General features: G+C 64.7%; 22 protein-coding genes. 11 read left to right on the top strand and 11 right to left on the bottom strand.

All coding sequences use genetic code 11. The features are described 5' to 3' along the window. Positions 1–23 precede the first annotated feature (23 nt). The 8 genes from GDIA_RS11480 to GDIA_RS11445 all read left to right on the top strand — a co-directional run bounded on the left by GDIA_RS11480 (position 24) and on the right by GDIA_RS11445 (position 8,553). Entirely contained in the window at positions 24–2,645 is a 2,622-nt protein-coding gene (locus GDIA_RS11480; protein ID WP_012554229.1) for a TonB-dependent receptor plug domain-containing protein, read from the top strand. A 70-nt stretch (positions 2,646–2,715) separates the two neighbouring features. Further along, complete coding sequence (locus GDIA_RS11475) at positions 2,716–3,972, top strand: MFS transporter (protein WP_012222445.1); 1,257 nt, start codon at positions 2,716–2,718, stop codon at positions 3,970–3,972. Next, positions 3,969–4,610, top strand: coding sequence for a 5-oxoprolinase subunit PxpB (gene pxpB, locus GDIA_RS11470; RefSeq protein ID WP_012222444.1), 642 nt, complete (start codon positions 3,969–3,971; stop codon positions 4,608–4,610). Before GDIA_RS11475 ends, pxpB begins: the two co-directional genes overlap by 4 nt. Further along, entirely contained in the window at positions 4,607–5,578 is a 972-nt protein-coding gene (locus GDIA_RS11465) for a 5-oxoprolinase subunit C family protein (protein WP_012222443.1), read from the top strand. The genes pxpB and GDIA_RS11465 overlap by 4 nt, the downstream gene beginning before the upstream one ends. A 20-nt stretch (positions 5,579–5,598) precedes the next feature. Beyond that, positions 5,599–6,366 (top strand): LamB/YcsF family protein, encoded by a 768-nt coding sequence (locus tag GDIA_RS11460; protein ID WP_012222442.1) that lies wholly within the window; start codon positions 5,599–5,601, stop codon positions 6,364–6,366. A 9-nt stretch (positions 6,367–6,375) separates the two neighbouring features. Further along, the gene (locus GDIA_RS11455) at positions 6,376–6,822 is read left to right on the top strand and encodes an acetyl-CoA carboxylase biotin carboxyl carrier protein (RefSeq protein WP_012554228.1); all 447 of its coding nucleotides are present in this window, start codon (positions 6,376–6,378) and stop codon (positions 6,820–6,822) included. Continuing rightward, complete coding sequence (accC, locus tag GDIA_RS11450) at positions 6,815–8,173, top strand: acetyl-CoA carboxylase biotin carboxylase subunit (RefSeq protein WP_012222440.1); 1,359 nt, start codon at positions 6,815–6,817, stop codon at positions 8,171–8,173. Before GDIA_RS11455 ends, accC begins: the two co-directional genes overlap by 8 nt. Continuing rightward, positions 8,170–8,553 carry a biotin/lipoyl attachment domain-containing protein gene (locus tag GDIA_RS11445; RefSeq protein ID WP_012222439.1) on the top strand — a complete coding sequence of 128 codons (384 nt, stop codon included), beginning with the start codon at positions 8,170–8,172 and terminating at the stop codon, positions 8,551–8,553. Before accC ends, GDIA_RS11445 begins: the two co-directional genes overlap by 4 nt. Positions 8,554–8,563: 10 nt before the next feature. Here GDIA_RS11445 and GDIA_RS11440 read toward each other — a convergent pair whose 3' ends face one another. After that, positions 8,564–9,139: a winged helix DNA-binding protein gene (locus GDIA_RS11440; protein WP_012222438.1), complete on the bottom strand. Its 576-nt coding sequence runs from the start codon at positions 9,137–9,139 to the stop codon at positions 8,564–8,566. Between the two features lie 78 nt (positions 9,140–9,217). Here GDIA_RS11440 and GDIA_RS11435 point away from each other — a divergent pair, with 78 nt between their 5' ends. Further along, the gene (locus tag GDIA_RS11435; RefSeq protein WP_012222437.1) at positions 9,218–11,311 is read left to right on the top strand and encodes a hydantoinase/oxoprolinase family protein; all 2,094 of its coding nucleotides are present in this window, start codon (positions 9,218–9,220) and stop codon (positions 11,309–11,311) included. Continuing rightward, positions 11,308–12,921: a hydantoinase B/oxoprolinase family protein gene (locus GDIA_RS11430; protein ID WP_012222436.1), complete on the top strand. Its 1,614-nt coding sequence runs from the start codon at positions 11,308–11,310 to the stop codon at positions 12,919–12,921. Before GDIA_RS11435 ends, GDIA_RS11430 begins: the two co-directional genes overlap by 4 nt. A 118-nt stretch (positions 12,922–13,039) precedes the next feature. Here the strand turns inward: GDIA_RS11430 and GDIA_RS11425 are convergent, their stop codons facing one another. The 10 genes from GDIA_RS11425 to GDIA_RS11380 form a co-directional block, all read right to left on the bottom strand. Further along, entirely contained in the window at positions 13,040–14,458 is a 1,419-nt protein-coding gene (locus GDIA_RS11425) for an Asp-tRNA(Asn)/Glu-tRNA(Gln) amidotransferase GatCAB subunit A (RefSeq protein ID WP_012554227.1), read from the bottom strand. Beyond that, a complete protein-coding gene (locus tag GDIA_RS11420) occupies positions 14,455–14,649 on the bottom strand; it encodes a hypothetical protein (protein ID WP_183116236.1) in 195 nt (64 codons plus the stop codon). Before GDIA_RS11420 ends, GDIA_RS11425 begins: the two co-directional genes overlap by 4 nt. 186 nt (positions 14,650–14,835) lie before the next feature. Continuing rightward, positions 14,836–15,741, bottom strand: a complete 906-nt coding sequence (locus GDIA_RS11415) for a LysR family transcriptional regulator (RefSeq protein WP_012222433.1) — start codon at positions 15,739–15,741, stop codon at positions 14,836–14,838. 56 nt (positions 15,742–15,797) lie between these two features. Continuing rightward, positions 15,798–16,472, bottom strand: coding sequence for an RraA family protein (locus tag GDIA_RS11410; RefSeq protein WP_012554225.1), 675 nt, complete (start codon positions 16,470–16,472; stop codon positions 15,798–15,800). Positions 16,473–16,509: 37 nt separating this feature from the next. After that, complete coding sequence (locus GDIA_RS11405) at positions 16,510–17,970, bottom strand: MFS transporter (protein ID WP_244410083.1); 1,461 nt, start codon at positions 17,968–17,970, stop codon at positions 16,510–16,512. A gap of 25 nt (positions 17,971–17,995) precedes the next feature. Beyond that, positions 17,996–20,482 (bottom strand): TonB-dependent receptor plug domain-containing protein, encoded by a 2,487-nt coding sequence (locus tag GDIA_RS11400; protein ID WP_244410081.1) that lies wholly within the window; start codon positions 20,480–20,482, stop codon positions 17,996–17,998. A gap of 441 nt (positions 20,483–20,923) precedes the next feature. Further along, positions 20,924–22,270: an MFS transporter gene (locus tag GDIA_RS11395; protein ID WP_012222428.1), complete on the bottom strand. Its 1,347-nt coding sequence runs from the start codon at positions 22,268–22,270 to the stop codon at positions 20,924–20,926. A gap of 139 nt (positions 22,271–22,409) precedes the next feature. Next, a complete protein-coding gene (locus tag GDIA_RS11390) occupies positions 22,410–23,249 on the bottom strand; it encodes a putative hydro-lyase (RefSeq protein WP_012554224.1) in 840 nt (279 codons plus the stop codon). A 263-nt stretch (positions 23,250–23,512) separates the two neighbouring features. Beyond that, positions 23,513–24,403 (bottom strand): LysR family transcriptional regulator, encoded by an 891-nt coding sequence (locus GDIA_RS11385; RefSeq protein ID WP_012554223.1) that lies wholly within the window; start codon positions 24,401–24,403, stop codon positions 23,513–23,515. Positions 24,404–24,620: 217 nt separating this feature from the next. Beyond that, positions 24,621–25,640, bottom strand: coding sequence for a zinc-binding alcohol dehydrogenase family protein (locus tag GDIA_RS11380; RefSeq protein WP_012554222.1), 1,020 nt, complete (start codon positions 25,638–25,640; stop codon positions 24,621–24,623). A 100-nt stretch (positions 25,641–25,740) separates the two neighbouring features. Here GDIA_RS11380 and GDIA_RS11375 point away from each other — a divergent pair, with 100 nt between their 5' ends. Further along, positions 25,741–26,151 carry a winged helix-turn-helix transcriptional regulator gene (locus GDIA_RS11375; protein ID WP_012222424.1) on the top strand — a complete coding sequence of 137 codons (411 nt, stop codon included), beginning with the start codon at positions 25,741–25,743 and terminating at the stop codon, positions 26,149–26,151. The last annotated feature ends 86 nt before the right edge of the window (positions 26,152–26,237 follow it).

Below are 26,237 nucleotides of genomic sequence, written 5' to 3'. Positions count from 1 at the left end.
TACACATTTAGGAGGCCGTGACGATGCCAAAGCATTCCGGGGCGAAGACTTTTCTTCTCGGCAGCGCCGCGATGGGCGCGCTTCTGCTGCAGGGCGCCTTCGGCCCCGCCTATGCAGCCACGACATCGCCCGATCCGTCCGAGGTGACACAGCCCCGCAAGCCCGCGCGGCACAAGCCCGCCCCCGCCACGCATGGCGCCCCCGCGCAGGGCGCCACGCAGCGGCAGGCCGCCGATAAAGCCGCGGCCAGCAGCGCGCTGAAGACGTCGTCCGAGGATATTACCGTCAGCGGCACGGCCGCGCCCGGCAACAATGTGCTTTCGACCTCGACACGACGCCACAGCACGACGCAGGTGACGGTCATCAGCGCATCGGACCTCAAGGCCACGGGCCAGACCAACCTGATCCAGGCATTGTCGCAGATGATGCCATCCGTTTCGGCGCCCCCGCTGCCGGGCGTGGGCAACAATGCGTTCGTACAGACGATGCAGTTGCGCGGCCTGTCCGCCGACCAGACGCTGATTCTGGTCAACGGGCACCGCCGGCATCTGGGCGCCAATTTCAATGCGAACGCCGGACCGAACTGGGGCACGGAACCCGCCGATATCTCCCTGATTCCGGTGGGCGCGGTGGACCATATCGAAGTCATTACGGAAGGGGCGACCGCGCTCTACGGCCAGGATGCTATTGCGGGCGCGGTCAATATCGTCCTGAAGGAAGATACGCAGGGCCTGTCGGCCGATTTCAAGAACAGCGGCTATTACGCGGGTGACGGACAGGCCCTGGACGGTTCGATCACCAAGGGGTTCGCGATCGGCCGCCACGGCGGTTACCTCGACCTCTCCGCCCAGATCACCCATCAATTGCCGACCTCGCGCACGGGCGACTACATCAACCCCGCGACGTATCCCAACGACCTGTATTATGCGCTGCCCGGCGGCCAGGTCGATCCGCGCGCCGCGGCGCTGGGCCGCAACATCCAGCGCATCCTGGGCATCCCGAAGCAGACGCGCGAGTCGATTTCCGCCAATATGGGCATTCCCATTACCGACAGCATCAAGTTCTATTCGACCGACACCTATGGTCACCGACGCGTCAACGCGGCCGAGAATTTCCGGTCCGCGGCGGACGACCTGACCGTCAACGCAATCTGGCCGAACGGCATGCAGCCCTATCTCGACCTGGAGGAAAACGATTTCGAGGTCGATAACGGCTTCAAGGGCACGACGGCCGGATTCAACTGGGACACCTATGTCAATTATGGCCGCGACATCCAGCGCTACTGGATGCAGGACACCGACAATCCCACCTATGGCGTGAACAGCCCGACGAAATTCGATACCGGTTCGGCCGTGACCAGCCAGTTGACGGCCGGCTTCAGGGCGTCACACGCGCTCCGCCTGGGCTTCCTGCCCAAGCTGGCCAATGTGGAATTCGGCGCGGAATATCGTCGCGACATGTTCGCCATGGGGCCGGGCGTCTACGAATCCTATGGCGACGGCGGCGTTCCGATCCTGGAAGGGCCGAACGCCGGCAAGACCGCCAATCCGGGGTCGGCCGACCACGCGGGCAATCCCCCGCTGGCCGTCACCAACCAGAACCGCGACGTCTATGACGGGCACGTCAATCTGGATTTCTACGTCCTGCCGCGTTGGGAATGGACGTTGGGCGGCCGCGCGACCAGCTATAACAACCTGGCCACCGTGACGACCGGGTCGGTCGGCACGCGCTATAATTTCTCCGACCGGTTCGCGCTGCGGGCCAGCATCAACACCGGCTATCGCCCCCCCACGCTCGGTCAGGAATATTATTTCTACTCGGCGCCTTTCGCGACCTATTCGATCGACCAGCTTCCCAGCAACAGCGCGCCGGCCCGCGCCCTCGGCGCCCACGCGCTGAAGGGCGAGTATTCCCGCAGCTACAGCGTCGGCGTCGATGCGACACCGGTCGACAACTGGCATGTGACGGGAAATCTCTATTACATCGCAATCAACGACCGCCTGGCGAGCACCACGACACTGGGCGGCGCGGGTGTGGGCGCATTGCTGGCCAGTGCCGGCCTGGGCAATGTAACCTATGCCTCGTACTATACGAATCCGGTCAATACGGCGACCTACGGCGGCGATATCGCAACCGACTACTCCCTTCCTACCAGGCGGCTGGGGACGTTCCGTTTCGCGTTCAGCGTCAGCCTGACCGACAACGAGATCCGCAGTTCCAATGCCGTGCCCCAGGTTCTTCAGAGCATGAATCTGGCCTATTTCAATCAATATGCCCGGACCGTCCTGCTGCATTCGGCGCCCAAGAACCGCGAGAACCTGAGCATGAACTGGAGCCGGGGCAGATGGTCGGCCTTCGTTCAGGAATCGCGCTACGGCTCTCTGATCTATGCGGCGACACCCAGCCTGCCGACCAATCTGTGGCTTGTCCAGCGGCCCGCCTTCATCACCAACATCGAAGTTTCCTACAGGGTCCTGCCGCAATGGACCGTCGCGGTCGGCGCCAACAACCTCGGCGACAAATATCCCACGCGCCTGAACCCGAAATCGATCGCCACGTCCTTCAACGCCTATAAATATTCGTTCTTTTCGCCCTACGGCTTCAACGGTGGAATGTACTATGTGCGAACGGGCCTGAATTTCTGACCGGCCGCGCTCATCCCCCCGGTCGGATTTTCAGTTAGGCCCCCACACGCAGTTTACAGGATAGCGCCCCTTGCTGAATATCGTCCGCCCCGATGTCGTGACACCGCGTCCTTTCCGCTACGTGATCTATGCGCTGGCGGTTGCGATGTGCGTCATCTGCTATGGGGACCGGGCGGCGCTTTCGGTCGGAATGCCGTCGATCGCCCATGAATTCGGCCTGACGCCGGGCGAAATCGGCTGGGTGCTGTCCAGCTTTCTCTGGTCCTATTTCATCCTGAACCTGCCCAGCGCGATCCTGCTGGACAGGCTGGGTGCGCGCACCGTCGGCGCCCTGGCGGTGGCGCTGTGGTCGATGGCCATGATCCTGGGCAGCATGGCCGCCACCATTCCGGCCTTCATCGCCACACGCGTGCTGCTGGGAATTGGCGAGGCACCGACCTTCTCCCTGGGCAACAAGGTGGTGCGGGCCTGGGCCCCCCCCACCGAGCGCGGCCTGATGATGACGGCCTTTATCTGCGGCATTCCGATCGGCCTGGCATCCGGCGCCGCGGCGGGCGCATGGCTGATCGCGCGTTTCGGCTGGCGGCCCGCCTTCGGCATCCTGGGGGCGGGCGGCCTGCTGTGGTCGGTGGCGTGGTGGCTCGCCCATCCCGCGCAGGTGGAACGGACCCGGACGATGCGGCACGGGATCCTGTCCGTGCCGACATTGTTCGCCTCGTCCTCGTTCTGGGGGGTCGTCATTGCCCAATGCTGCGCCAATTACGCGAACTTCCTGCTGATGTCGTGGCTGCCGCTGGTGCTGCGGCAGGTGCTGCACCTGGACATGGTGCAGGCAGGGACCGACACCGCCTATTGCTATTGCGGGGCCGCGGTCCTGTCGCTTGCCGCGGGCAAGGCCGGCGAACGGCTGATGGCCGGGCGGCCGCTGGTCCGTGGCGCGCGCCGCCATGTCGTGGCCGTCTTCCTGGTCCTGGCCGCGCTGATGGGATTGCTGCCGTTCTGCACCACCGCCGGCACGATCATTCCCCTGCTGGCCGTGTCCATGGCCTTCATGGCTGCGGGTACGGGGGCCAACATGGCGCTGCTGGCCGATCTGGTCGTGGAGCACGACCTGCTGGGATCGGTCACCGGCCTGACATTGACCTTCAGCAACGGCCTGGGAATCGCCGCCCCCATCATGACGGGCTACCTGCTGCAGGCCACGGGCAATTTCCACGGCGTCTTCTACATCACCGCCGGCATCATCCTGTGCGGCGCGGCGGCGGCGCTGACGATGCCGCGCCGCATGATCCATGCCCGGCCCGTCGCGCGGGGCGCGGCAGGATGATCCGCCTGAGCATGGCCGGCACCGGCGCCATCCTGCTGGACGCCGCAGCAGGCCCGTTCGACGCCGCGACGCAGCGCCGGATCTGGGCGGCGGCGCGCGCCCTGGCCGGCCAGCCGTCGGTCGTGCAGGCGGTGCCGGGGGTCAACAACCTGCTGGTCACGTTCGATGCGCTCCGCACCGAACCCGATGCGGTCGAAGACCTGATCCGCCGGACCTGGGCCGCCGCCGCCGCCGAGGAGATCCCGGCGCGCGAGATCGAAATTCCCGTCACCTATGGCGGCGCCTTCGGCGAGGACCTGGCCCTGGTGGCGGCGCATGCCGGCCTGTCGGAGGAGGAGACCATCGCCGCGCATCTGGCCGGGCGCTACAGCGTGGCCGCCATCGGGGCGATGGCGGGCTTTGCCTACATGACCGGGCTGGATTCGCGCCTGGCCGTGCCGCGTCGCGACACGCCCCGGCTGAGCGTGGAGCGCGGGGCCGTGGTGGTGGGCGGGGGCCACGCGGGCGTCATGCCCTGCACCGCGCCCTCCGGCTGGCACATCATCGGGCGGACGACCCTGCCGCTGTTCGACCCGCACCGCCCGGATCCGGGCGTCCTGCGCATTGGCGACACCGTACGCTTCACGAGGGTCGCATGATCGAAATCCTTGCCAATTCGGCGCTGAACACCATTCAGGACCGGGGCCGTCCCCGGGCCATGACCCTGGGTGTCGCGCGGGGCGGGGCAATGGACATACTGGCCCTGGCCTGCGGCAACATGATGCTGGGCAACGAGCCGGACGCGGCGGGAATCGAGATCGCCTTCTTCCCGTTCCGTCTTCGTTTCCTGGATGATCGCGCCTTCGCCGTCACCGGCGCGCGCGGTCCCGTCCGGCTGGACGGTATCGACCTGCCGCCCGACTGGGCCATGATCGCGCGGGCCGGGCAGACGCTGCAATGCGACGCCCCGACCACGGGATGCCGCACCTATCTGACCATCGCGGGCGGGATCGACGTGCCCCTGGTGCTGGGCGCCCGTGCCACCGACCTGAAGGGCGGGTTCGGCGGGCTGGAGGGGCGCGCGCTGCAAAAGGGCGACCGGCTGCCCTGCGGCGTACCCGCGACGCCCGGCGTGCCGCCGCACGGCTACGGCCTGGCGGTCCGATGCCCCATGCCCGACGCCGACGCCACCCGCGTGCGCGTGCTGCCCGCCGCCGAATATGACGATTTTACCGCCGAGGCGCGGCATGCGTTCTTCCAGACCGCCTGGCGGCTGACGCCGAGCGCCAACCGCATGGGCTATCGTCTGGAGGGCACACCGTTGGCCCAGCAACGGCCGCTGAACCTGTTTTCGCACGGGATCGTGCCGGGAACGGTCCAGGTGCCACCTGCCGGACAGCCGATCGTCCAGATGGCCGACGCCAACACCTGCGGCGGGTATCCGAAGATCGCCACCATCATCGAATCCGACCTGCGCCTGCTGGCCCAGACCCGCGTGAACGGCAGCATCCGCTTCGTCGAGACCACGCGCACGGACGCCGTCGCCGCGCTGCGGGCCGAGGCCCGGGACCAGGCGCGCCGCGCGGACGCGTTCGCCGATCTGCGCCGCATGCTGATGCCGGCATGATTCCACAGGAGACCGTCCCCATGACCGACCGCAAGACCATCGACCTGAATGCCGACCTGGGCGAAAGCTTCGGCCACTACACGATCGGCAATGACGCGGCGATGCTGGACGTCGTGACGTCCGCGAACGTGGCATGCGGCTTCCATGGCGGCGATCCGGAAGTTATGGCCGCGACCTTCCGCGTCGCCCGGGACAAGGGCGTGGCCGTCGGGGCCCATCCCGGCTTTCCCGACCTGTGGGGGTTCGGGCGACGCGTCATGCCGTTTTCAACCGGCGAGATCGAGCGGATCGTCGCCTATCAGGTTGGTGCCGCCCAGGCGCTGGCGGCCTATGCGGGGCATCGCATGACCTATGTGAAGACGCATGGTGCGCTGGGCAACCTGACCGAGCGGGACCCCGCCGTGGCCGAGGCCGTGATCGAGGCCGTGCGGCGCATCGACCCCACCCTGCCGCTGATGGCCATCGCCCTGAGCCATCTGGAACGGATCGGCCGCGAACGCGGCATGACGATCTTTTCCGAGATTTTCGCCGATCGCGCGTACACCGAGGACGGGCACCTGGTCTCCCGCAAGGAACCGGGTGCCGTGCTGCACGACGCGGATTTCGCGGCCGACCGCATCGTCCGCATGGTGCGGGCCGGCGCCATCGAAACCGTGTCGGGCCGGATGCTCCCGACCCGGATCGATTCAATCTGCGTGCATGGCGACAATGCCGAGTCCGTCGCGGTCGCCCGCACCGTGCGCGCCCGGCTGGAAGCGGCGGGCATCACATTGCGCGCGCTGACCTGAGAAGCCCCGATGACCGTCGATCTGGAGCGCATCACGATCCTCATGGACCGGATGCACGCACTCGGCATTGCCGAGCTGGAATACACCCATGGCGACGAGCATGTCCGCCTGGTCCGGGACACGTCCCCCCCGGCGTCCCCGGCACCGGGGACAGTGCCTGCCGCGACGCCGGACGTGCCGCCGTCCCCCCTGCCCGCCCCGGCCCCCACATCCTGCACGATCACGGCGACGATGCATGGCCAGTTCTACGCCTCGCCCACGCCGGGGGGCGCCCCCTTCGTCACCGCAGGCTCGGTCGTCGCGCAGGAACAGCCCCTCTATATCCTGGAGGTGATGAAGACCCTGACGCGGGTCGAGGCCGAATTCCCCTGCACGATCGTCGCGATCCTGTGTGAAAACGGCCAGGCGGTGGAGCCGGGAACCGAACTGTTCACCGTGGAGCGCCGGGATGCGTGACGTCCGCACCGTCCTGATCGCCAATCGCGGCGAAATCGCCCTGCGCATTGCCCGCGCCTGCCGCCTGCTGGGGCTGCGCAGCGTGGGCGTATATTCCGAAGCCGATGCCGGCCTGGCGCATCTGCGCCTGGTCGATCAGCGGATCTGCATCGGCCCCGCATCGGCGACACGGAGCTATCTGGATGCCGGGCGGATCCTGCGCGCCGCCGCATTGACGGGGGCGGACGCGATCCATCCCGGCTATGGCTTCCTGTCGGAAAATGCCGATTTCGCCGAAGCGGTGGAACGCGCGGGCCTGGTCCTGGTGGGACCGCCCGCGTCCATCATGCGCATGATGGGCGACAAGATCGCCGCCAAGCGGCAGATGCGCGACAGCGGCGTACCCTGCCTGCCCGGCTCGGACGATGCGCTGCCGGACGATATCGCCGAGGCCGTGCGGATCTGCGACGGCGTGGGCTATCCGCTGATCGTCAAGGCGGCAGGCGGCGGCGGCGGGCGCGGCATGCGCGTCGTGCGCCGGCCCGAAAACGCGCGGGAGGCGATCGAAACCGCGCGCGAGGAAGCCGGACGCGCCTTCGGCAACCCGTCGATCTATGCCGAGCGATTCCTGCAGCACCCACGTCATGTGGAAATCCAGGTCCTGGCCGACAGGGCGGGCCAGGCCGTCTGGCTGGGCGCGCGGGACTGTTCCGTACAACGCCGGCACCAGAAACTGATCGAGGAAGCGCCCGCCATCGGAATTCCGCCCGACCGTATCGCCGACCTGGGCGAGCGCTGTGCCCGCGCCTGCGTCCGGATGGGGTATGTCGGAGCCGGCACGTTCGAATTCCTCTACGAGGACGGCGCGTTTTCCTTCATCGAGATGAACACGCGCCTGCAGGTGGAACACCCGGTGACCGAAATGACGACCGGCATCGATATCGTGCGCGAACAACTGCGTATCGCCATGGGACATCCCCTGTCGTTCGGCCAGTCCGATATCGAAACGCGCGGCCATGCCATCGAATGCCGGATCAACGCGGAACATCCGGAAACATTCGCCCCCTGCCCCGGCCTCGTGCGGACATGGCGCCCGCCGGGCGGCCCCGGCGTGCGGGTCGATACGCACCTGTATGACGGATACACGGTACCGCCGCAGTACGACTCGCTGGTCGCCAAGCTGATCGTCCATGGCGCGGACCGCGCCGATGCGCTGGCGCGGATGCGCGCGGCGCTGGACGAGATGATGGTCGAAGGCATCACCACCACCGCCCCGCTGCATCGCCGCCTGATGGACGCCGCAGATTTTTGCGCCGGCGGCGTCTCCGTCCATTATCTGGAGGCACTGGCGGCCGAAGGGGCCACGCCATGACGATCCTGGACCAGTTGCCCGCGCTGGTCGCGGCCATGCGGCGCAATGCCGTCCGAAGCCTGACGGTGGGCGACGCCGGGACCAGGCTGACCCTGCGGCTGGCCGAGGCGGCGACGCAGACGCCGGTCGTCCCCGCAGCCGCCGGGGCGCCCGCCGTGACGCGGGCCCTGAGCCCGGAGATGGGCATCTTCCGCCTGGGGGCCGAAGGCGCGCAAACGGGCGCGACGGTCGCATGCGGGGCGATTCTGGGCTTTGTCGAGATCGGGCCGGCCCTCCTCCCGATCCCGTCGCCGGCGGCCGGGACGCTCAGCGCCGTCCTGGCCGAGGACGGCGCGCCCATCGGCTTTCACGCCCCGGCCTTCGAGATAACCGATGCCTGAGCGCCGCGTCCTAGAGCGACGAGGCCGAGCGCGACGCCTGTTCGTAGAATCCCGTCAGCACGCGCAGCGCCTTCGCGACCTCGCCGATCTTCACGCCGCCCGGCCGCCGGTCCGGGGGGATGAGTTCCAGCAGGCAGACCTTGCGGATACGGGCGTAATCCTCGCAGACCGTCCGCCCCTTCTCCGTCGCGCCGACGAAAACCTCCTTGCCGTCGCGGCGGCGGGTGATGAGGCCCAGCCGGTCCAGCTTCTTCATCGCATAATTGAGGTAATGGCGTTCGGACAGATTGAGCGTGAACATCAGGTCCGAGATGCTTTTCTGCCGATGGCGGTGATTGACGCTGTGCAGGATCAGCGCGTCCAGCGGGGACAGGTCGGGCAGGTTCGCCGCCGCCATGCCGCGCACCACCCAGCGCTGGAACGCATGATTGACGACCGTCAGCGCGAATTCGAACTCGCTGAGATCTTCGTTTCCAGGACTGGCGAGATGCGACGACGACACGATAAAGGCGCGTTCCATGGCCAGGGCCAACGCTTCGGACGGCTGTTCCGCGCGCGCGCGGCGGCCGGGTTTCGTGTTCGTCATGAGGCATCTCGCTCCCGTCTATTCGGCGCCGGACCGTGGCGGCGCAGCCTGATCCTAACCTGAACCCGGAGGCAGGGCATGTCCCCCAAGATGCAAATTCGCCTGGCCGCCGATATTGGCGGAACGTTCACGGATATCGTGCTGGAAACCCCGCGCGGGCGCCTGACGCGCAAGGTCCTGACGACGCCGCATGCGCCCGAGGAAGGGGTGATGACCGGAATCGGCCTGATCCTGGGCGATGCCGGGCTGGCCTTCGCCGACGTCACGGTCTTCGTCCATGGCACGACGCTGGCGACCAACGCCATTATCGAACGGCGAGGCGCCCTGACGGTACTGATCGGCACCGAGGGATTTCGCGACATCCTGGAAATCGGCACGGAAAGCCGGTTCAACCAGTATGACATCATGATCCGGAAGCCGGCGCCGCTGGTTCCCCGTACCGCGCGCTTCACCGTGCCGGAGCGCATGGACGCACGGGGGCGGGTCCAGAGGCCGCTGGACGAGGACGCGCTGCGCGCGCTGGCGCCGCGCCTGCGCGCCGCGGGGGCCGAGGCGATCGCGATCGCCTTCATGCATTCCTACGCGAATCCGGACCATGAGCGCCGCGCCGGCGAGATCCTGGCCGAGGCGCTTCCGGACATTCCGATTTCGCTTTCCAGCGCCGTCTGCCCCGAAGTGCGTGAATATGAGCGCACCTCCACCACCGTCGCCAACGCCTATGTCCAGCCGCTGATGGCCGGCTATCTGGGCCGGCTGCGACAGGCGCTGGATGCGCAGTCGTTCCGTGGGGCGCTGTATCTGGTGACGTCGGGCGGCGGACTGACGTCGCTGGAGACGGCGCGGCAGTTTCCGGTGCGCCTGGTCGAATCCGGTCCGGCGGGCGGCGCGATCTTCGCCGCCCAATGCGCCGGGCGCCTGGCCGAGGATCGTGTCCTGTCCTTCGACATGGGCGGCACCACGGCCAAGATCTGCCTGATCGAACACGGTCAGCCCGCATCCTCGCGCGTGTTCGAAGTGGATCGCACGGCCCGTTTCATGAAAGGATCGGGCCTGCCGCTGCGCATTCCCGTCATCGAAATGGTCGAGATCGGCGCGGGGGGCGGGTCGCTCGTCCATCTGGACGCCATGAAGCGCGTCGTCGTCGGGCCGGAAAGCGCATCGTCCGTACCCGGGCCGGCCTGCTACGGGCTGGGGGGCACGCGCCCGGCCGTGACCGACGCGGACGTGACGCTGGGCCTGATCCAGCCGGAGGCCTTCGCCGGCGGCAGCATGACCCTGCAGCCCGAGCGCGCGGCGATCGCGTTGCAGCAGGCCGTCGGCACCACGCTGGGCCTGTCGCCGGAAATGGCGGCCCACGCGGTCTATGAAATCGTGTGCGAGAACATGGCCAGCGCCGCCCGCGTGCATGCCGCCGAACGTGGGGCGGTCATCGGTACCCACACCATGATCGCCTTCGGCGGCGCGGCCCCGCTGCATGCCGCCCGCGTGGCCGAAAAACTGGGGGTCCGCCGGCTGGTCGTGCCGTCGAACGCCGGTGTGGGGTCCGCCGTCGGCTTCCTGGCCGCCCCGGTCTCGTTCGAGATCGTCCGCTCCTGCCCGGTGCGGCTGAATGCCGGCTTCGACACCGCCGCCATGACGTCCCTGCTGGACGATATGACGGACACGGCGCGGGACATGGTGCAGGACGGAGCCGACGCGGCGGCGCTGACCGTCCGGCGCGGCGGCTTCATGCGCTATGTCGGACAGGGACACGAAATCATCGTGTCCCTGCCGGACGGACCGCTGACGCCCGACGCCCTGCCGGCGCTGCGGGCGGCATTCGAGGCGGAATATGCCCGCCAGTTCGAGCGCGTCATCCCCAACGCCCCGGTCGAGATCCTGAACTGGTCGGTCTGTGTTTCGACCACGCCCGCGAAACCCGAACCCTTCGCCCCCACGCCGGCACGGCACGGGGCGGCGCCGGAACGGACGCGCCGGCTGTTCGACGGGGCCAGGGGGCAGTTCGTAGAACTGGCGGTCCATGACCGCGACGACATGCGCCCCGGCAGCATCGTTCCCGGACCGGCCCTGATCGCCGAGCGCGAGACCACCACCTACGTTTCGGCCCGCTTCGACGCCTTTATCGACGGCAGCGGCAATATCGTCATGGACATGAAGGAAACGGCCCAATGAACGCGCGGAACCAGATCGATCTCCAGATCATGTGGAACCGCCTGATCGCCGTCGTCGGCGAGCAGGCTCAGGTCCTGATTCGCACGGCCTTCAGCCCGATCGTGCGCGAATGCGAGGATATTTCGGCGGGAATCTTCGACCTGCGGGGCCGCATGATCGCGCAGGCCGTGACCGGCACCCCCGGCCACGTCAATTCGATGGCGGAATCCGTGGGCCATTTCCTGCGCCACTTCCCCATCGAGACCATGAAGGACGGCGATGCCTACATCACCAACGACCCGTGGATGGGCACGGGGCACCTGAACGATTTCGTCGTCACGACCCCGGCCTTCCACAGGGGAAAGCTTGTGGGGCTGTTCTCCTGCACCAGCCACCTGATGGATATCGGCGGCCTGGGCTGCGGCCCGGAAGGGACGGACGTGCTGATGGAGGGGCTGTCGATCCCCATGCTCAAGCTGATCGACCAGGGCCGGGTGAACGAGACCCTGATGGCGATGATCCGCACCAACACCCGCCTGCCGGTCGACACCGAGGGCGATACCTATTCCCTGGCGGCCTGCAACGACGTCGGCGTGCGCGCGCTGCGCGCGATGATGGACGAATTCGCCATCGATACGCTGGAACCGCTGGCCGATTTCATCATCGAGCGATCGTACGATGCCGTCGTGGAAAAAATCGCCGCCCTGCCACGCGGCACATGGTCGTACGACATGACGATAGACGGCTACGATGCGCCGCTGACGCTGCGGGCGAGCCTGACGATCGATGCCGATGGCGTGCAGGTCGATTATGACGGGTCGGACCCCGTCGTGCCACGCGGAATCAACGTACCGCTGGCCTATACCAAGGCCTATACGGTGTTCGGCCTGGCCTGCGCCATCGCGCCGGACGTGCCCAACAATGCCGGATCACTGGCGGCCTATCGCGTCACGGCACCGGCGGGAAGCGTGCTCAACGCGCCGTACCCGGCGCCGGTCTCCGCACGGCATATCGTCGGGCAGATGCTGCCGGACATGGTGTTCGGCTGCCTGCGCACGCCCCTGCCCGACCGGATTCCGGCCGAAGGCACATCCTGCCTGTGGAACATCACGGTACGCGGAAACTGGGTGCCGGACGGCCAGGATACGACGCAGGCCTTCGCCCTGGCCATCACGACCAATGGCGGCACGGGCGCGCGGCCGGGCCTGGACGGGCTGTCGGCCACCGCGTTTCCCTCCGGCGTCCATGGCACCCCGATCGAGATCGCGGAAATACAGTGCCCCCTCATCTTCTGGCGCAAGGAATTCCGCGAAGGCAGCGGCGGCGACGGCGAGACCCGCGGCGGCCTGGGTCAGATCATGGAGATCGGCAGCACGGAACAGCGGCCGTTCGACCTGCTGGCCGCATTCGACCGGATCACATACCCCCCGCGCGGCGCAGTCGGGGGCAAGGACGGCGCCCCCGGCTGCGTCAAGCTGGCGGGCGGCAGGGAACTCGCAGGCAAGGGGCTACAGATTATCCCGCCCGACGAGACGTTGATCATCATGACGCCCGGCGGGGGCGGCCTTGGCGCGCCCGGGGCCCGGACGGAAACACGACGCCAGGCGGACCGCGAGGGCGGTTATGTATAGCATACGACGGTACTGGCAGGCGGTCGAAAGACCGCCTGCCCCCGAGGCAGCCAGTGCCGGTTCACAGACATGACGGAACGGACGCATCGGCCGATGAGTCCGTTCCGACAGGCAGGATTCAGAGAGGCGGCTGTCTGGTGTGCCAGTCCGTGTCGCGCTGGTAGGCATCGGCAACCGTCATCACGCGCGCCTCGGCGAACGGTCGGCCGGCGATCTGCAGGCCGATGGGGCAACCGTTCGGGTCGAAACCGCAATTCACGCTGATTGCCGGCAGGCCCAGATAGTTGAACGGCCGCGTATTCGCGGACACGGCCATGAACGCCTGCATGGAAGCGGGCGACCCCTGGTCGATATTGGTCTCGGCCAGGGTCGGCAGGCAGGTGCGGATCGTGGGCGTCGCCAGGACATCGACCTGCCCGAAGACCTCATCCGCGAAGGCCTTGAGGATCGGGCCGCGCCGGCTCAACGCCTCCACGTAATAAGGAGCGGGAATGGCATTGCCGCCAAACAGCCGCGCGCTGAGCTGTACGGAATAGTCCTGGGGGCGCTCGCGCATCCATTCGGCATGGATCGCCGCGGCTTCGACACGGAGGAGAACACCGGCATAGACGGAAACCGCATCCATCAGCGGCAGCGGCAACCGCATTACGGTTGCGCCGCGTCCGGCCAGGACAGCTACCGCGGCCTCGAATGCGGCGACAACCGGAGCATCGGCGCCATCCAGAAAATAAGTGGTCGGAATGCCGACCCGCAGGCCCCGCAGATCGCCGTCCAGGGCGGCCTCATAATCCGGTACGGGCTCGGCGGAACTGGTCGGGTCGCGGCTGTCCTGCCCGGCGATGACCTTCATCATGCGGGCACAATCCCGCACCGTGCGCGTCAGGGGGCCCACATTGTCCGCCGAAAAGGAAAGCGGCATCACCCCCGCGCGGCTGACCCGCGTCTGTGTCGGCTTCAGGCCCGTCACGCCACAGGCAGCCGCCGGCAGACGGATGGAACCACCCGTATCGGACCCCAACGCGCCATAGGTGCAGCGCGAGGCGACCGCCGCCCCCGATCCGCTGGACGAGCCACCGGTGATATAGGGAAGGTTCCAGGGGTTATGACAGTCGCCGTAATGCGCGTTGTGACCCGTCGGGTTCATTGCGAATTCGGCCATGTTCAGGCCGCCATAGGCATAGGCCCCGGCCGCGGCCATGCGCTCGACCACGGTCGCCGTCACCGTGGGGACGAAATCCTTGCGGATCACCGATCCGCAGGTGCACGGCCTGCCGGCCTGATAGTACATGTCCTTGTGCGCCAGCGGCAGGCCGTGCAGCAGCCCCAGCGCAGCGCCCGCGGCCACGGCCTTGTCGGCGGCCTCCGCCGCGCGGAAAGCCCCCTCCCGATCGAGCCAGATGGTGGCGTTGATCCGCTCCTCGGCGGCGTCAAGCCGGGCCAGACAGGCCTCCAGAAGCGCCATGGAGGTCGTCTCGCGCATAGCGACCGCGTCCACCGCATCCACAAGGCTCAGATCGGCCAGATCCCGCGCGGTCATTGCTTTGCCGCCTGCAGCGCTGCTTCGAAGCTCGACGGTTCATCCTCGAACCGCAGTTGCCCCCGCATCGCCTCGAACGCGGAGATCGTCACCGCCAGTTCCGCCTCCAGCCGTCGCGCGAGTTCGCTCGGCGGTACGATGCCGCTCCATGTGGCGATGCCCGTCTCTATCATTTGTTCGAATTTCGTCACGATCTTCTCCTTCAGACGTCGAGACGGACACAAGACCATCCGCAACCGGCGACAATCCAGACGGCGTCACCATCAATGACTATAAAGGCACTTTGAACGAAAACCAGAAAAACAACGATGATAAGGTATTGTTATACAGTCATATATGACTTCATTACTTTGCCACACACCGGACCGATCGATGCATCATCCGGACTCACCGAATTCGTCAATCGCAACCTGCTGGGCAATCTTGACGACATCCTCGATAATTTCGGAATTATGCCTGATGAGGCGCCCCGCCACGCAATTGACCTTTGGAACGGGCATGCCGACGTCCAGAAGGCAGAGTTCCCCGGATTCGAGATGGTTCCTGACGACCGCCTGGGGGATCAGCGCCAGTCCCGGACGCTTGAGGAGCATGTTGACGATCATCGGCGCCGAACTCATGGCATGAATACGATGGCGACTGATCCCTTCCCTGGCCAGGAGGCTGCACAGCATCGAATGCGGGACGGTATTGCGCGAGAACGTCATGAGCGACAGGGAGGGCAGATTTCCGAGTCCGATCTCCTCCAGCCTGGCATCCTTGAATTTCTTCGAGGCGACAAGACCGAGCTTGAACTTGTAGACGGACGTCTCGATCATGACGGGAGAGTTCACCGGCCCGATGAAGATCCCGAGATCCAGCATCCCCTTCGTAACCTTGCGCTGAATATCGTCGGAATTCCCGATATCGAGATCGATCGTGATATTCGGATATTTCACGCCGATTCGCGAAAGAAGATGCGGCAGCCAGGTATGGACGACGGTCTCTATCGTCCCGAGACGCAGGATTCCGTTCTTCTCGCTGTGCCCCTTGATCGTCGCGACGGCCTCGTCATGAAGTTCGAGAATGCGCTCGGCATAATAGATCAGCGTCTTGCCGATAGGCGTCGGCGAGACCTGATTGCCCGTACGATAGAACAGCTTCGCGCCCAGTTCATGTTCCAGTTGCGCGATGCGTATCGAAATTGCCGGCTGCGTCAGGCGAAGACTCTCCGCCGCAGCCTTGAACCCTCCCAGACGGTCTATCGACAGAAGGACCTCGAGCGACTTGAGGTTCATCGCCATTCACCCTTGTCAGACATCACGGTTCCGGAAACACGCCATCCTGCGAACGGTCCCGCTCAACATCCGTGGCGCGCCACCCATTCGTTGATCACGTCGGTCGTGCCCATGATATCCGGATATTTCTCGCCGGCGGTGAGACGGGCAAGCGTCACCTTCTCGTCGGCCTGCATCTGGATGGCTCGTGCCGCGGCCGCAGCGACATCCGCGGGCGGCAGGACCAGTACCCCGTTTTCGTCCGCGAGGATCGCATCCCCCGGGTTGACCGCGACGTCACCGCAACTGACCGGAATGCAGAACTCGCCGCCCAGGCCCAGGGTTTTAACCGTGACGGCCGATGTACCGCTCGACCAGACAGGCACGCCGTACTGCCGCAATTCACCCAGGTCGGTCACCGCGCCATCGACGATGATACCAGCGACCCCGGCACATTTGGCCGCATAGGCGACCGCCCCCCCCATGGCGGCGATGGCCGTGTCTCCACAGCGGTCGATCACCAGGATATCCCCCGGACGCGCCTTTCCTATCGCATAATGGACGATCGACCCATCCATGCTGGGCATGCGGAGCGTCACGGCGGTCCCCGCCACACGCCGATCCTGGAAATGGGCGCGGATCCTGGGCATCATAAAACCGGCATAGCGAAAATGACCGATCACGGCGGGCTCGGCCTGGATCAGGAGCGCGAGGTCGCTGGCCGCCACGGCAGGAGGCAAAGGATTGAGGACAAACATTCTTTTATCCGATCTCAAGAGGATACAGAGTAACCGGCTATGACTGTTCGGAGGGTGTCCTGTGCCCCGCGGCGACAATGCCGGCCGCGGTGACTGCCAGGGTCACCATGACGTAAAGTGTAATCCCCCAGGTGCCTGTCCATCCGCCCACAATGCTGCTCATGATCAGCGGGGCGAATGCACTGCCGCCTGCCAGGCTGCCAAGCGTGTAAGCCAGGGACGACCCGGTATAGCGCACGGTGGAAGGAAACTGATTGGTAATGAATGTGCCCTGCGCCGCATACATCGCCGCATGGGACACCGTCCCGATCGCCGTCAGGCCGAAGATCGCCAGGGGCAGTTTCATGCCGAATACCGGAAAGAACGCTAGCGTGATGAGCGAGCCGGCCAGGATGCCGCCTGCATAGACTTTCCGGCACCCTATCCGGTCGATCAGAGAGCCGAAGACCGGAATCGCGACAAGTTCGCAGGCGCTGCCTGTCAGCGTGCAGCCCAGCGCGACGGAACGGGGCATATCGAGAAACTGCGTTATGTAGGAAATGCTGAAAATGAGCAGGAGCGAATAGAGGACGTCCGTCCCGATTCTCGAAGACGATGCGATAGCCAGCGCGGCCTTATGCTTGCGCAGCACTTCGACCAGGGGGGGCGCGCCGGCCTCGTGGCGGCTCTTGGCGAACACCGGCGTCTCGGGAACGGCGCGACGGACCCAAAGGCCGAACACCATCAGGAACGCGCTCAGGGCAAAGGGAACACGCCAGCCCCAGGACAGGAAAGCCCTGTCGGGCATGAAAATCCCCACGCCACCGATGACGAACGTCGCCAGCAATATCCCCGCCGCCGGCCCCATCTGCGCCCAGGATGAATTCCGCCCCTGACGGTGCGCACTTCCGTGTTCCGTGGCGATCAGAACCGCCCCCGCCCACTCCCCGCCCAATGCGAGCCCCTGCAGAAAGCGGACGATGCTGAGGCCCAGCGGGGCGACGATCCCGATCGATTCGAATGTCGGCAACACGGCAATGCTGGCAGTACAGGCCCCCATCAGGGTCAGGGCGAATACCAGGACCGTCCTGCGACCATATCGATCCCCGATCCAGCCGAACACGACCGCTCCGACCGGGCGCGAAACGTAGCCCACGGCATATGTCGAGAATGCGAGGATCATGCCCACACGCGGCTGCGCGGAGGGGAAGAAGAGGCGACCGAAAATCAGGGCCGCCATGGTATTGTAGATGGTGAAATCATACCATTCCAGCATCGTCCCCACGATGCTGGCAAACGCGATCCGCCATTGTGACAGCCGCGCCCGCATGATCTGCGGATTCTGGTCCTCCTGGAACGAAGCCTGCCGTGGCGTCACATTTTTCATCAATGACCGTTTCCTGAAAACAGAGCCGTCCCGTGCCGGTGTCGTCCACGCGACCTTTGCAGCGTTCAGTTCCCGGGGCGCCTTCACAGCGCCCCGGCGGAACATCGTAACAAGGTCCGTGATGGCGAACATCCGCGTTTCGGCGCCTTGTCCGTCGTCAGAATTTCAGGGATGTCTTGACATAGTACATCCCTCCATTGAAGCCGTATGGCGAGTTTCCTGCGTAGATAAAGGCATTCTGCAACGCGGCGCGCGAGGCGGCATTGGCGCGGGTAGGATAGTGGTTTCCCGCATTGTAGGCACCGACCGCGATGTGCCAGCGCTTGAAGACGTCATAACCGAGTTCGAGATTCGTGATATAGGATGGCCCGGCATACGTCCACTGGGTCTGGACGAGCGAGGGCGACGCGACCCAGGTATAGGAGCCGAAGCGCTGTTCCTGAACGCGGAACGAATAGGGGCCCTTGTTCCAGGAAACCGACAGATTCTCGATATTCTTCGGTGCCGAATGAAGCAGGAATTCCTCGTTGGTGCGATTGAAGGACGTCTGTCCAAGTGCGGTCAGAATACCGGGCGTCGCGTTATGGTGCGTGATCTCCGTATCGGCGATGTTAACCGAGAAACTGAAAAGGAATGTTCCGGACGTGGTATGCAACGTATAGCTGGTCGAAATATCACCGCCATTCGTCGCCGTATTGACCGGATTGCTGTAATAGGACGCATAGAGAACATTCGGCAGCCCGACGCCGGCCAGGATGGATTCGATGTTCGTGCCACCGAACAACGAGGAATTGTAGAGTCGATCGTTGATCGAAATTCGGTACAAGTTTGCGGTCAGGGTCCAGTTCGGCAGTAGCGTAACGTCGGCGCCGACGCTGAAGCTGCGCGACTGTTCACCCTTCAGCTTGGACGCGCCGAGTGCCCGCGCCCACGGCGAATTGACGGGCAGCTGTGCCGTCCGATACGTGGGAAAGGTGGTCTCGGAGAAAAAAGCCTCTTCCGCGAGGGTCGGGGGCCGGAATCCCGTATTCGCGTTGGCGCGGAGCGCGAAATTCTTGGTGAAATTATAACGCGTCCCGATGGACCCCGTGGCTGCGGCACCGACATCGCTGTAGCCTACGGCGTGACCGCCCAGGGTCCATTCCCATTTCCTGGTTGCGAAGAAATCGAGATTGACCGAACCATCAAAGACATTCCGCACCTGCGTCCCTGCCGCCAGCGGCGGGACGCCGAACTTGTCGACGGCGCCGGCCGCGACGACATGGCCCGCATCCGGACCGTCGAGCACCGTAGCCCCCCCGTCCGTGTAGGACGCGGGCTCTCCGGCGCCGATATGGAAGCTGTCCCGCCGATATTCAAAGCCATATGAGAAGTTGATCGGGCGGGGCAAAAGGGACGTATGAAAGAACTTGGTTGACTTGAAACCGGCCGCCAGCTCGTCCGAAATGAATCGCGCCGTGGAAAACGAACGCGGGCTGGCCAGGCCATAGGTGGGATTGTCGGTGTCCCTGATTTCGTTGGCCATCTGGTCTCTGCCGTAATTGGCATAGATATCCCATTCCATGCCCAGGAAGTTCGACGAGCGTATGCCGTCATTGACCTGGAAATCGTTTTCGGTGCCGATCAGGTACGGTTGGGTCCCATTGGGATAGAATGAACGAATGATAAGATCGTTCGAAGCCGCCCGATAGGTCTGGGCTTCCTGAATGTCCTTATGGGCGAATGTCGACGTATTGTAGAATTCGAAGTTCTTCGCCACCGGATAGGCGGCATTCAGGCTGACGGTTTCCAGCAGTGACTGAGGCGATCCCGAAAGATTCTGCACATTGCGCCCCAGGGCCGCGGCGCGGGGATCCGACGGGTCCAGATAAAGGCTGCCCAGATACGGCCCGGAGCGGTTTGTCCGGAGCTGATTGGTGATCTGTGCCGCGACATTCAGATAACCGCCATTGCGCCCGAGCGCCATCCCGTAATCGACGTTGCCATCGACCGTCTGACCGTCACCAGGGTAATAGCCACTGTTCTGCAGGTCGAACGTCCCGCCGTGCGTATCCTGCTTCAGGACGATGTTGACCGCTCCAGCCTCGGCATCCTGGCCGTAGAGGGCGCTGGCCCCTTCCGTGATGATCTCGACATGATCGATCGCACTCATTGGAATCAGCGAGAGGTCGGCGGGATCGGTGCCGTAGTTCTGTCCCGACTGGTAATAATTGAAATTGGCGTCGACGTGGCGGCGTTTTCCATTGACCAGCATCAGGGTCTGGTCTGCGCCGAGATTCCGCAACTGCATCGACTTGTTGAGGCCGTTGCCGCCGATGCCCGCGAACGGGGTGGAGGTCACGGCCGGCGAGAGCTGCGCGATGGCCGCATAGATGCTGGTCTGCCCGGTTTCCCGCAACTGTTCGGCGCTGTAACGGAATACCTGTACGGTACTGTGTTCGCGGGTCGAAATGGACAGGGCGGAATTTCCCGGCGTGGCCGTACCGCTGACGGTGATCGCTTCCGCCTGCTTCACCACATTCCTGGCGGAAGGCGACGCCGGATTCGGTTTATTGATATGCCGGTTGCTTTTCGACGTGAATGTCGCCTGGTCCGGGGCCTGGCTTACAGCTTGCGCTTGTGCCGTGTGGCTGGGCAGAAGCATCCCTGCCCCGACTACACATGACGTAATGCAGATATACCAATATATCTGCGGGCATCGCGAGTTTTCCGACATATGTATTCTCCATTTTCCACCACACCCTTGGCGACCAGTAAATCGCCTCGGACTACCAGCCATTCAAAAAAAACTCCTACGCTTATTGATGCTTCTTCGAGAAAGGTCAGGTTTACACCGCACTGTGAGCAGGAACCGGTATTGTGTCTATACCGAGACAAATTGCAGTCGAGCGACTGACTTTTTCCGATCTGGCTTCGCGTCTGATTCGGAATAATAACGATGTCGCAATTTTTCAATAATATTGTGATTATAGTTCGTCATAAAAATATATTATAACCGCTCAACGGCACCCATCCGGCATTGCCGCGTCCGATTTCGCGGCGCAGATTCATCAGCGCAGGGTCCGCGGCCTCCCGCCTGCCGCTGTCACGCCGGCGTCGCGACCCGGGCCGCATCCGTTGCCCGTCGCGGCAGGCACAATGTGGCAATCGCCCCGACGAGCGCACAGAACGCCACCAGAAACAGACCCGCCAGCGGCTGGCCGGTATGGACGCGCAGCCAACCGATCCCATACGGACCGACCAGCCCCCCGAGCGCTCCGAGACTGTTGATCCACGCCAGCCCGGTCGCCAGCACCTCCTGACCCAGCACCAGGGTGGGAATGGTGAAGATCATGCCCGTCACGCACAGCGCGGCCGCCAGCGCGGCCGTCAGAAGCAGCAGGGCCAGCATGCCGCTCCCCTGGCACAGGAAAGCCAGCACAAGCGTGACCGACACGATCAGGAACGGGGCCGCCATATGCCAGCGTCGCTCCTGATGCCGGTCGGAACTGCGCGCATTCAGGGTCATCGCCACCATTGCCGTCGCGAAGGGAATAATCATGTACAGGCCGATAGTCGCGGACGATGCCGCAAGCACCTGCGCGACGAAGGTAGGGATCCAGAAGACAATGCCGTAATTGCACACCGCCTGGCAGAAGCAGATCAGGATCAGCAACCGGACGATCGGGCGCGACAACGCGGCGAAGGGTCGCGCCCTGCCGACCGGTGCCGACGCCGCGCCGGCAGCCCCCCATCCCGCATGCACGCGTGCAAGGACGATCCGCCGCTCCGCCGCGCCGAGCCATCGTGCGTCTTCCGGACCGTCATCCAGACGCCGCCATACCACCAGGCCCAGCAGAAGGGGGGGCACGGCTTCCAGGAGGAACATCCATTTCCACCCGGGAATGGAGAGTACGCCATCAAAATGCGCCAGGATGGCGACGGAAACCGGACCGCCGATGGCGCCGGAAGCCGGAATGGCGATCAGGAAAGCCGCCGTGACCCGCGCGATCATCTGCCGCGAGAACCATATCGCCAGGTAATAGAGCACGGCCGGGTAGAACCCGGCCTCCGCCACGCCCAGCGACACGCGCAGCAGGCAGAACTGCCAGTCGGTCCCCACGATCGTGAACAGGAACGAGATCAGGCTCCAGCCTATCATGATGGCCGCGATGGTGCGCCTGACCCCGAAACGGGCCAGCAACAGGGACGAGGGCACCTGAAAGGCAATATAGCCGATGAAGAACAGGCCCGCCCCCAGCCCGAACGTTGCGTCGGAAAAATGAAGGCTGTTTTCCATCGGAACGCGGGCGAAACTGAGATTGATCCGATCGAGATAGGAAAACATGTAGCAGACGACGAGCAGCGGAATGATGCGCCAGGCTGCCGCCCGGAATACCGCCTGCTCGGTCACGGAGATCGCGTCACTTGCCCCTGTGGCATGGTCGGTCAACAGCTGATCCTTCTCCTGTAGCCCACCCCCGGCGGGGGCGCGGAAATACGCCCCCGATCTTATTTTATGTGCGAAACGATATGGAAGCGGGAACGATACCGGGCCGCGCACGCCCGCCGGACACCTGGCGAATGGCCGATCAGATAATCCTGCCCCGATGGCTCGCCACCAGGTCCTCGTAGCCTTCTATGGGCATGTCCGTGACCAGCATCGCGCCCGGCGCGTGGGTGATGGCGAATTCCGGCTTGCTGGCGGCCAGAACCGCCTGCGGCGTGACCCCGCAGGCCCAGAAGACCGGAAGTTCATCGTCAGCCACTTCCGTAGGGTCGCCGTAATCGGGGCTGTCGATGTCGGCAATGCCGATTTCTTCCGGAAAGCCGATCTGTATCGGCGCACCATGGGCCAGCGGGATCAGCGAACTGATCTGCACGGCCCGAATGGCGTCATGCGACCGGAACGGCCGCATGGACACGACCACCGGCCCCGCGAACGGGCCGACCGGCGTGCAGGCGATATTCGTCCGATAGACCGGCACGCCGCGGCCGAGCTGCAGGTGCCGCATGGGCACGTCACAGGCCGTCAGGGCGTTCTCGAACGAGAAGGAACAGCCGAGCGCGAACGTGACCAGATCGTCGCGCCACTGGTCCCGGATATCACCGGTTTCGGCCACCATGTTGCCGTCGCGCCATACGCGATAAAGCGGCAGGTCGGTCCGGAGGTCCAGGTCCGCACCCAGCGACGAAAGCCGGTAGTCCCCCGGACGCGACATGCCGACCAGCGGACACGGCTTGGGGTTCCTGAGGCAGAATTCATGGAATGCATCCGCGAGGCTGGCGGGCAGCATGACAATATTGGCCTGGATATATCCCGCGGCCATGCCGGCGGTCACCGGACCGCTCTCGCCCGCCCGGCAAAGCCGGCGGACTTCGGCAGGAGAGGCATTGAAATAGGGCAATCTCGCCGAATCGGAATCGACCATGATTCGCATCCCTTTCGTGACATCGGAGCGGGCCATCCCTGCGACACGCAACGCCGCGTATCGCGTGCCGATCCGTATCCACACAGAAACGACTATCTGCCCGGTGCCGAAAATTGCAAATGAGTAATGTATATGTTCGCGTATAAGGATATTTTATAGCGGGATTTCTTCGTATCGTCCGCCACGATACCGCTCGATTTCCCGTGTCATTCCCGGTTCTTGTGTCATGCGCGGCTTCGGCCGTCGCCGGAGCGTCACCTGCGTCAGGCCCCTGCGCTTTGCGCCACGTTCCGCGCCATGGCGACGACATCCTCCACCAGGCCCGAGCTGTACTTCATCAGCCGGCCGGCGACGCAATTGAGAGGCGGCAGCGCCTGCCCGACATCGAGTCTGCACAATGCACCCGAATCCAGATGTTCGCGCACGACATCCGGCGGCAACAGGGCCAGTCCCGCGCCGCTGAGGAGCATGCTGACGATCGTCGGTACCGAACTCATGGCATGAACGCGATGGTGGCTGCCCCCTTCCCTGCCCAGCAGGCGGTGCAGCATCGAATGCGGAACGGTATTGCGTGAGAAGGTCATGATCGGAAGCGCGGGCAGGCTGCCCAGATCCGTGCGCCCACCGCGCTGGCCCACGACCGTGCGATGCGCCAGCAGCGCGACCTCGAAGCTGCAGACCGGCGTCTCGATCATCATCGGAGAATTGACCGGCCCCATGAACAGGCCGACATCCAGCATGCCCTTCGCGACCTTGCGCTGGATATCGTCGGAAATGCCGATATCGAGATCGACCGTGATATTGGGGTATTTCTCGTCGATGCGGCAGAGCAGTTGCGCCAGCCAGGTATGCGCGGTCGTTTCCACGGTCCCGAGGCGCAGGATACCGTTTTCCTCGTTATGGCCCTTGATGGTCAGAAGTGCCTCGTCCCGCAGCTGCAGGATGCGCTCGGCGTAGTGGATCAGCGTCACGCCGACGGGCGTGGGCACGACACGCTTGCCGGAGCGATGGAAGATCCGCGTCTCCAGCATGGCCTCCAGCTGCGACACCCGGATCGAGATCGCGGGCTGCGTCATGCGCAGCGCCTCGGCCGCCGCCTTGAAGCCGCCCAGCCTGTCGATCCACAGCACGGCCTCCAGACTCTTCAAGTCCATCGCACCCGATCCCTGCCTATAAGGCGCGTTTATATCACAGGGACCGGTCGGCACGCCAAAGATAAGCCTCTCTCCGCACAGCCGCCCGTGGCCACAGGACTATTCGCAAGAAGTCCGGATTTTATATGTAAAAACCCATTATCAATATTTATTCCACTCAGGGAGACAGCAGCGCGGCACAGGCCGGATTTCGTCGCACCGTGTGTGATAACCCTGCTTATTGACCGAAGCCGGTGAGAACGATTTTCCCCTTTGCCCGCCCGCTCTCGATCAGGGCGTGCGCGCGGCGCAGGTTGTTCGCGTTGATCGGGCCGAAATTCTCGCCCAGCGTCGTGTGGATGCGCCCGCTGTCCACGAGCGCTGCGATCTCGTTCAGCAGCGTGCCTTGCTTGGCCATGTCGGCTGTTTCGAACATCGGACGGGTGAACATCAGTTCCCAATGCAGCGACAGGCTTTTGCGCTTGAGCGGCAACGCGCTGAGTTCTTCCGGATCGTCGATCAGTCCCAGGTGGCCCTGTGGCGCCAGCAACTCCACGATGTCGGCGAAGTGCTGGTCCGTCTGGGTCGTGGAGAAGACGAAGCCGGGCGCGCCGGTCGGCAGGTTAGCCACCTGTCCGGCGAGGGCGTTCCGATGGTCGATCACATGATGCGCGCCCAGGCTGCGGACCCACTCCTGCGTCTCGGGGCGCGACGCCGTGGCGATGATTGTCAGGTCCGTCAGCGCGCGGGCAAGCTGGATCGCCATCGAGCCGACGCCACCCGCGCCGCCCACGATCAGCAGGGACGGGACGGTGCCGGGGACCGGCCGCCGGATATCGAGCCGGTCGAACAACATCTCCCACGCCGTGATCGCGGTCAGCGGAAGTGCCGCGGCCTGCGCCCAGTCCAGCGATTTCGGCTTGTGGCCCACGATCCGCTCGTCGACCAGATGGAACTGGGCATTCGTGCCCGATCGGTGCAGAGATCCGGCATAGAAGACTTCATCCCCTGCCGTGAAGTCACGGACGTCCGGCCCCGTCGCTGTGACGACGCCTGCCGCGTCCCAGCCCAGCACGCGCCATTGGCCCGGTTCGGGTGCGGCACTCCGTCGCACCTTGGTGTCGACGGGATTGACCGAAACAGCCCGGACCTCGACCAGGAGGTCATGTCCGGTCGGCACGGGTTCGGGGAGTTCGATGTCCTGCAACGCATCGGGATCGTCGATCGGAAGGGGGGATTGATAACCAACGGCACGCATGGGTTTCGCTCCATCGTTGAATGGAGGGAAGATGGAGCGTTATGTTCGGCATACGCAAGAACGCACATATAATGCTCATAGTATCGGAAATGATACCGTCATGCCCCGCATTCGTCACAGGCGCCTCGACTGCAGCCCCGGCTGCGCCGTGGAAGCGACGCTCGAACTGATCGACGGGAAGTGGAAAGGAGTCATCCTTTTCCATCTTCTGCAGGGAACCATGCGCTTCAACGCCATCCGAAAGCGTTTGCCGAACGTCACGCCGCGCATGCTGACAGCGCAATTACGCGAACTGGAGCACGATGGGTTCGTTCTACGGACGGTCTACGCCGAAGTACCGCCCAAGGTGGAATACACCCTCACCGAGCGCGGCCGGAGCCTTGAGCCCGTCATCATGGCGCTGAAAAGCTGGGGCGATGCGCATACCAGCTTCGATCCTGCTTCGGCAGATCGTGCCACTGGCGGGACAGGGGCAGGACCACCGGATAGCTGGCCCGCGTGCCGTTCCTGAGCAGATGATCCGCACGCAGAAAATGAGGGGCTGTGCGCGCGGGAGCGTGCCGGCCTGGTGTCGGCCAGGCCCAATACGACGAAAGC

Origin of the sequence: Gluconacetobacter diazotrophicus PA1 5 (genome assembly GCF_000021325.1) — a bacterium.
In the GTDB taxonomy this organism is placed as follows: domain Bacteria; phylum Pseudomonadota; class Alphaproteobacteria; order Acetobacterales; family Acetobacteraceae; genus Gluconacetobacter; species Gluconacetobacter diazotrophicus.
The sequence above is the reverse complement of the archived record's forward strand: the minus strand, read 5'-3'. Positions and strand labels throughout refer to the sequence as shown.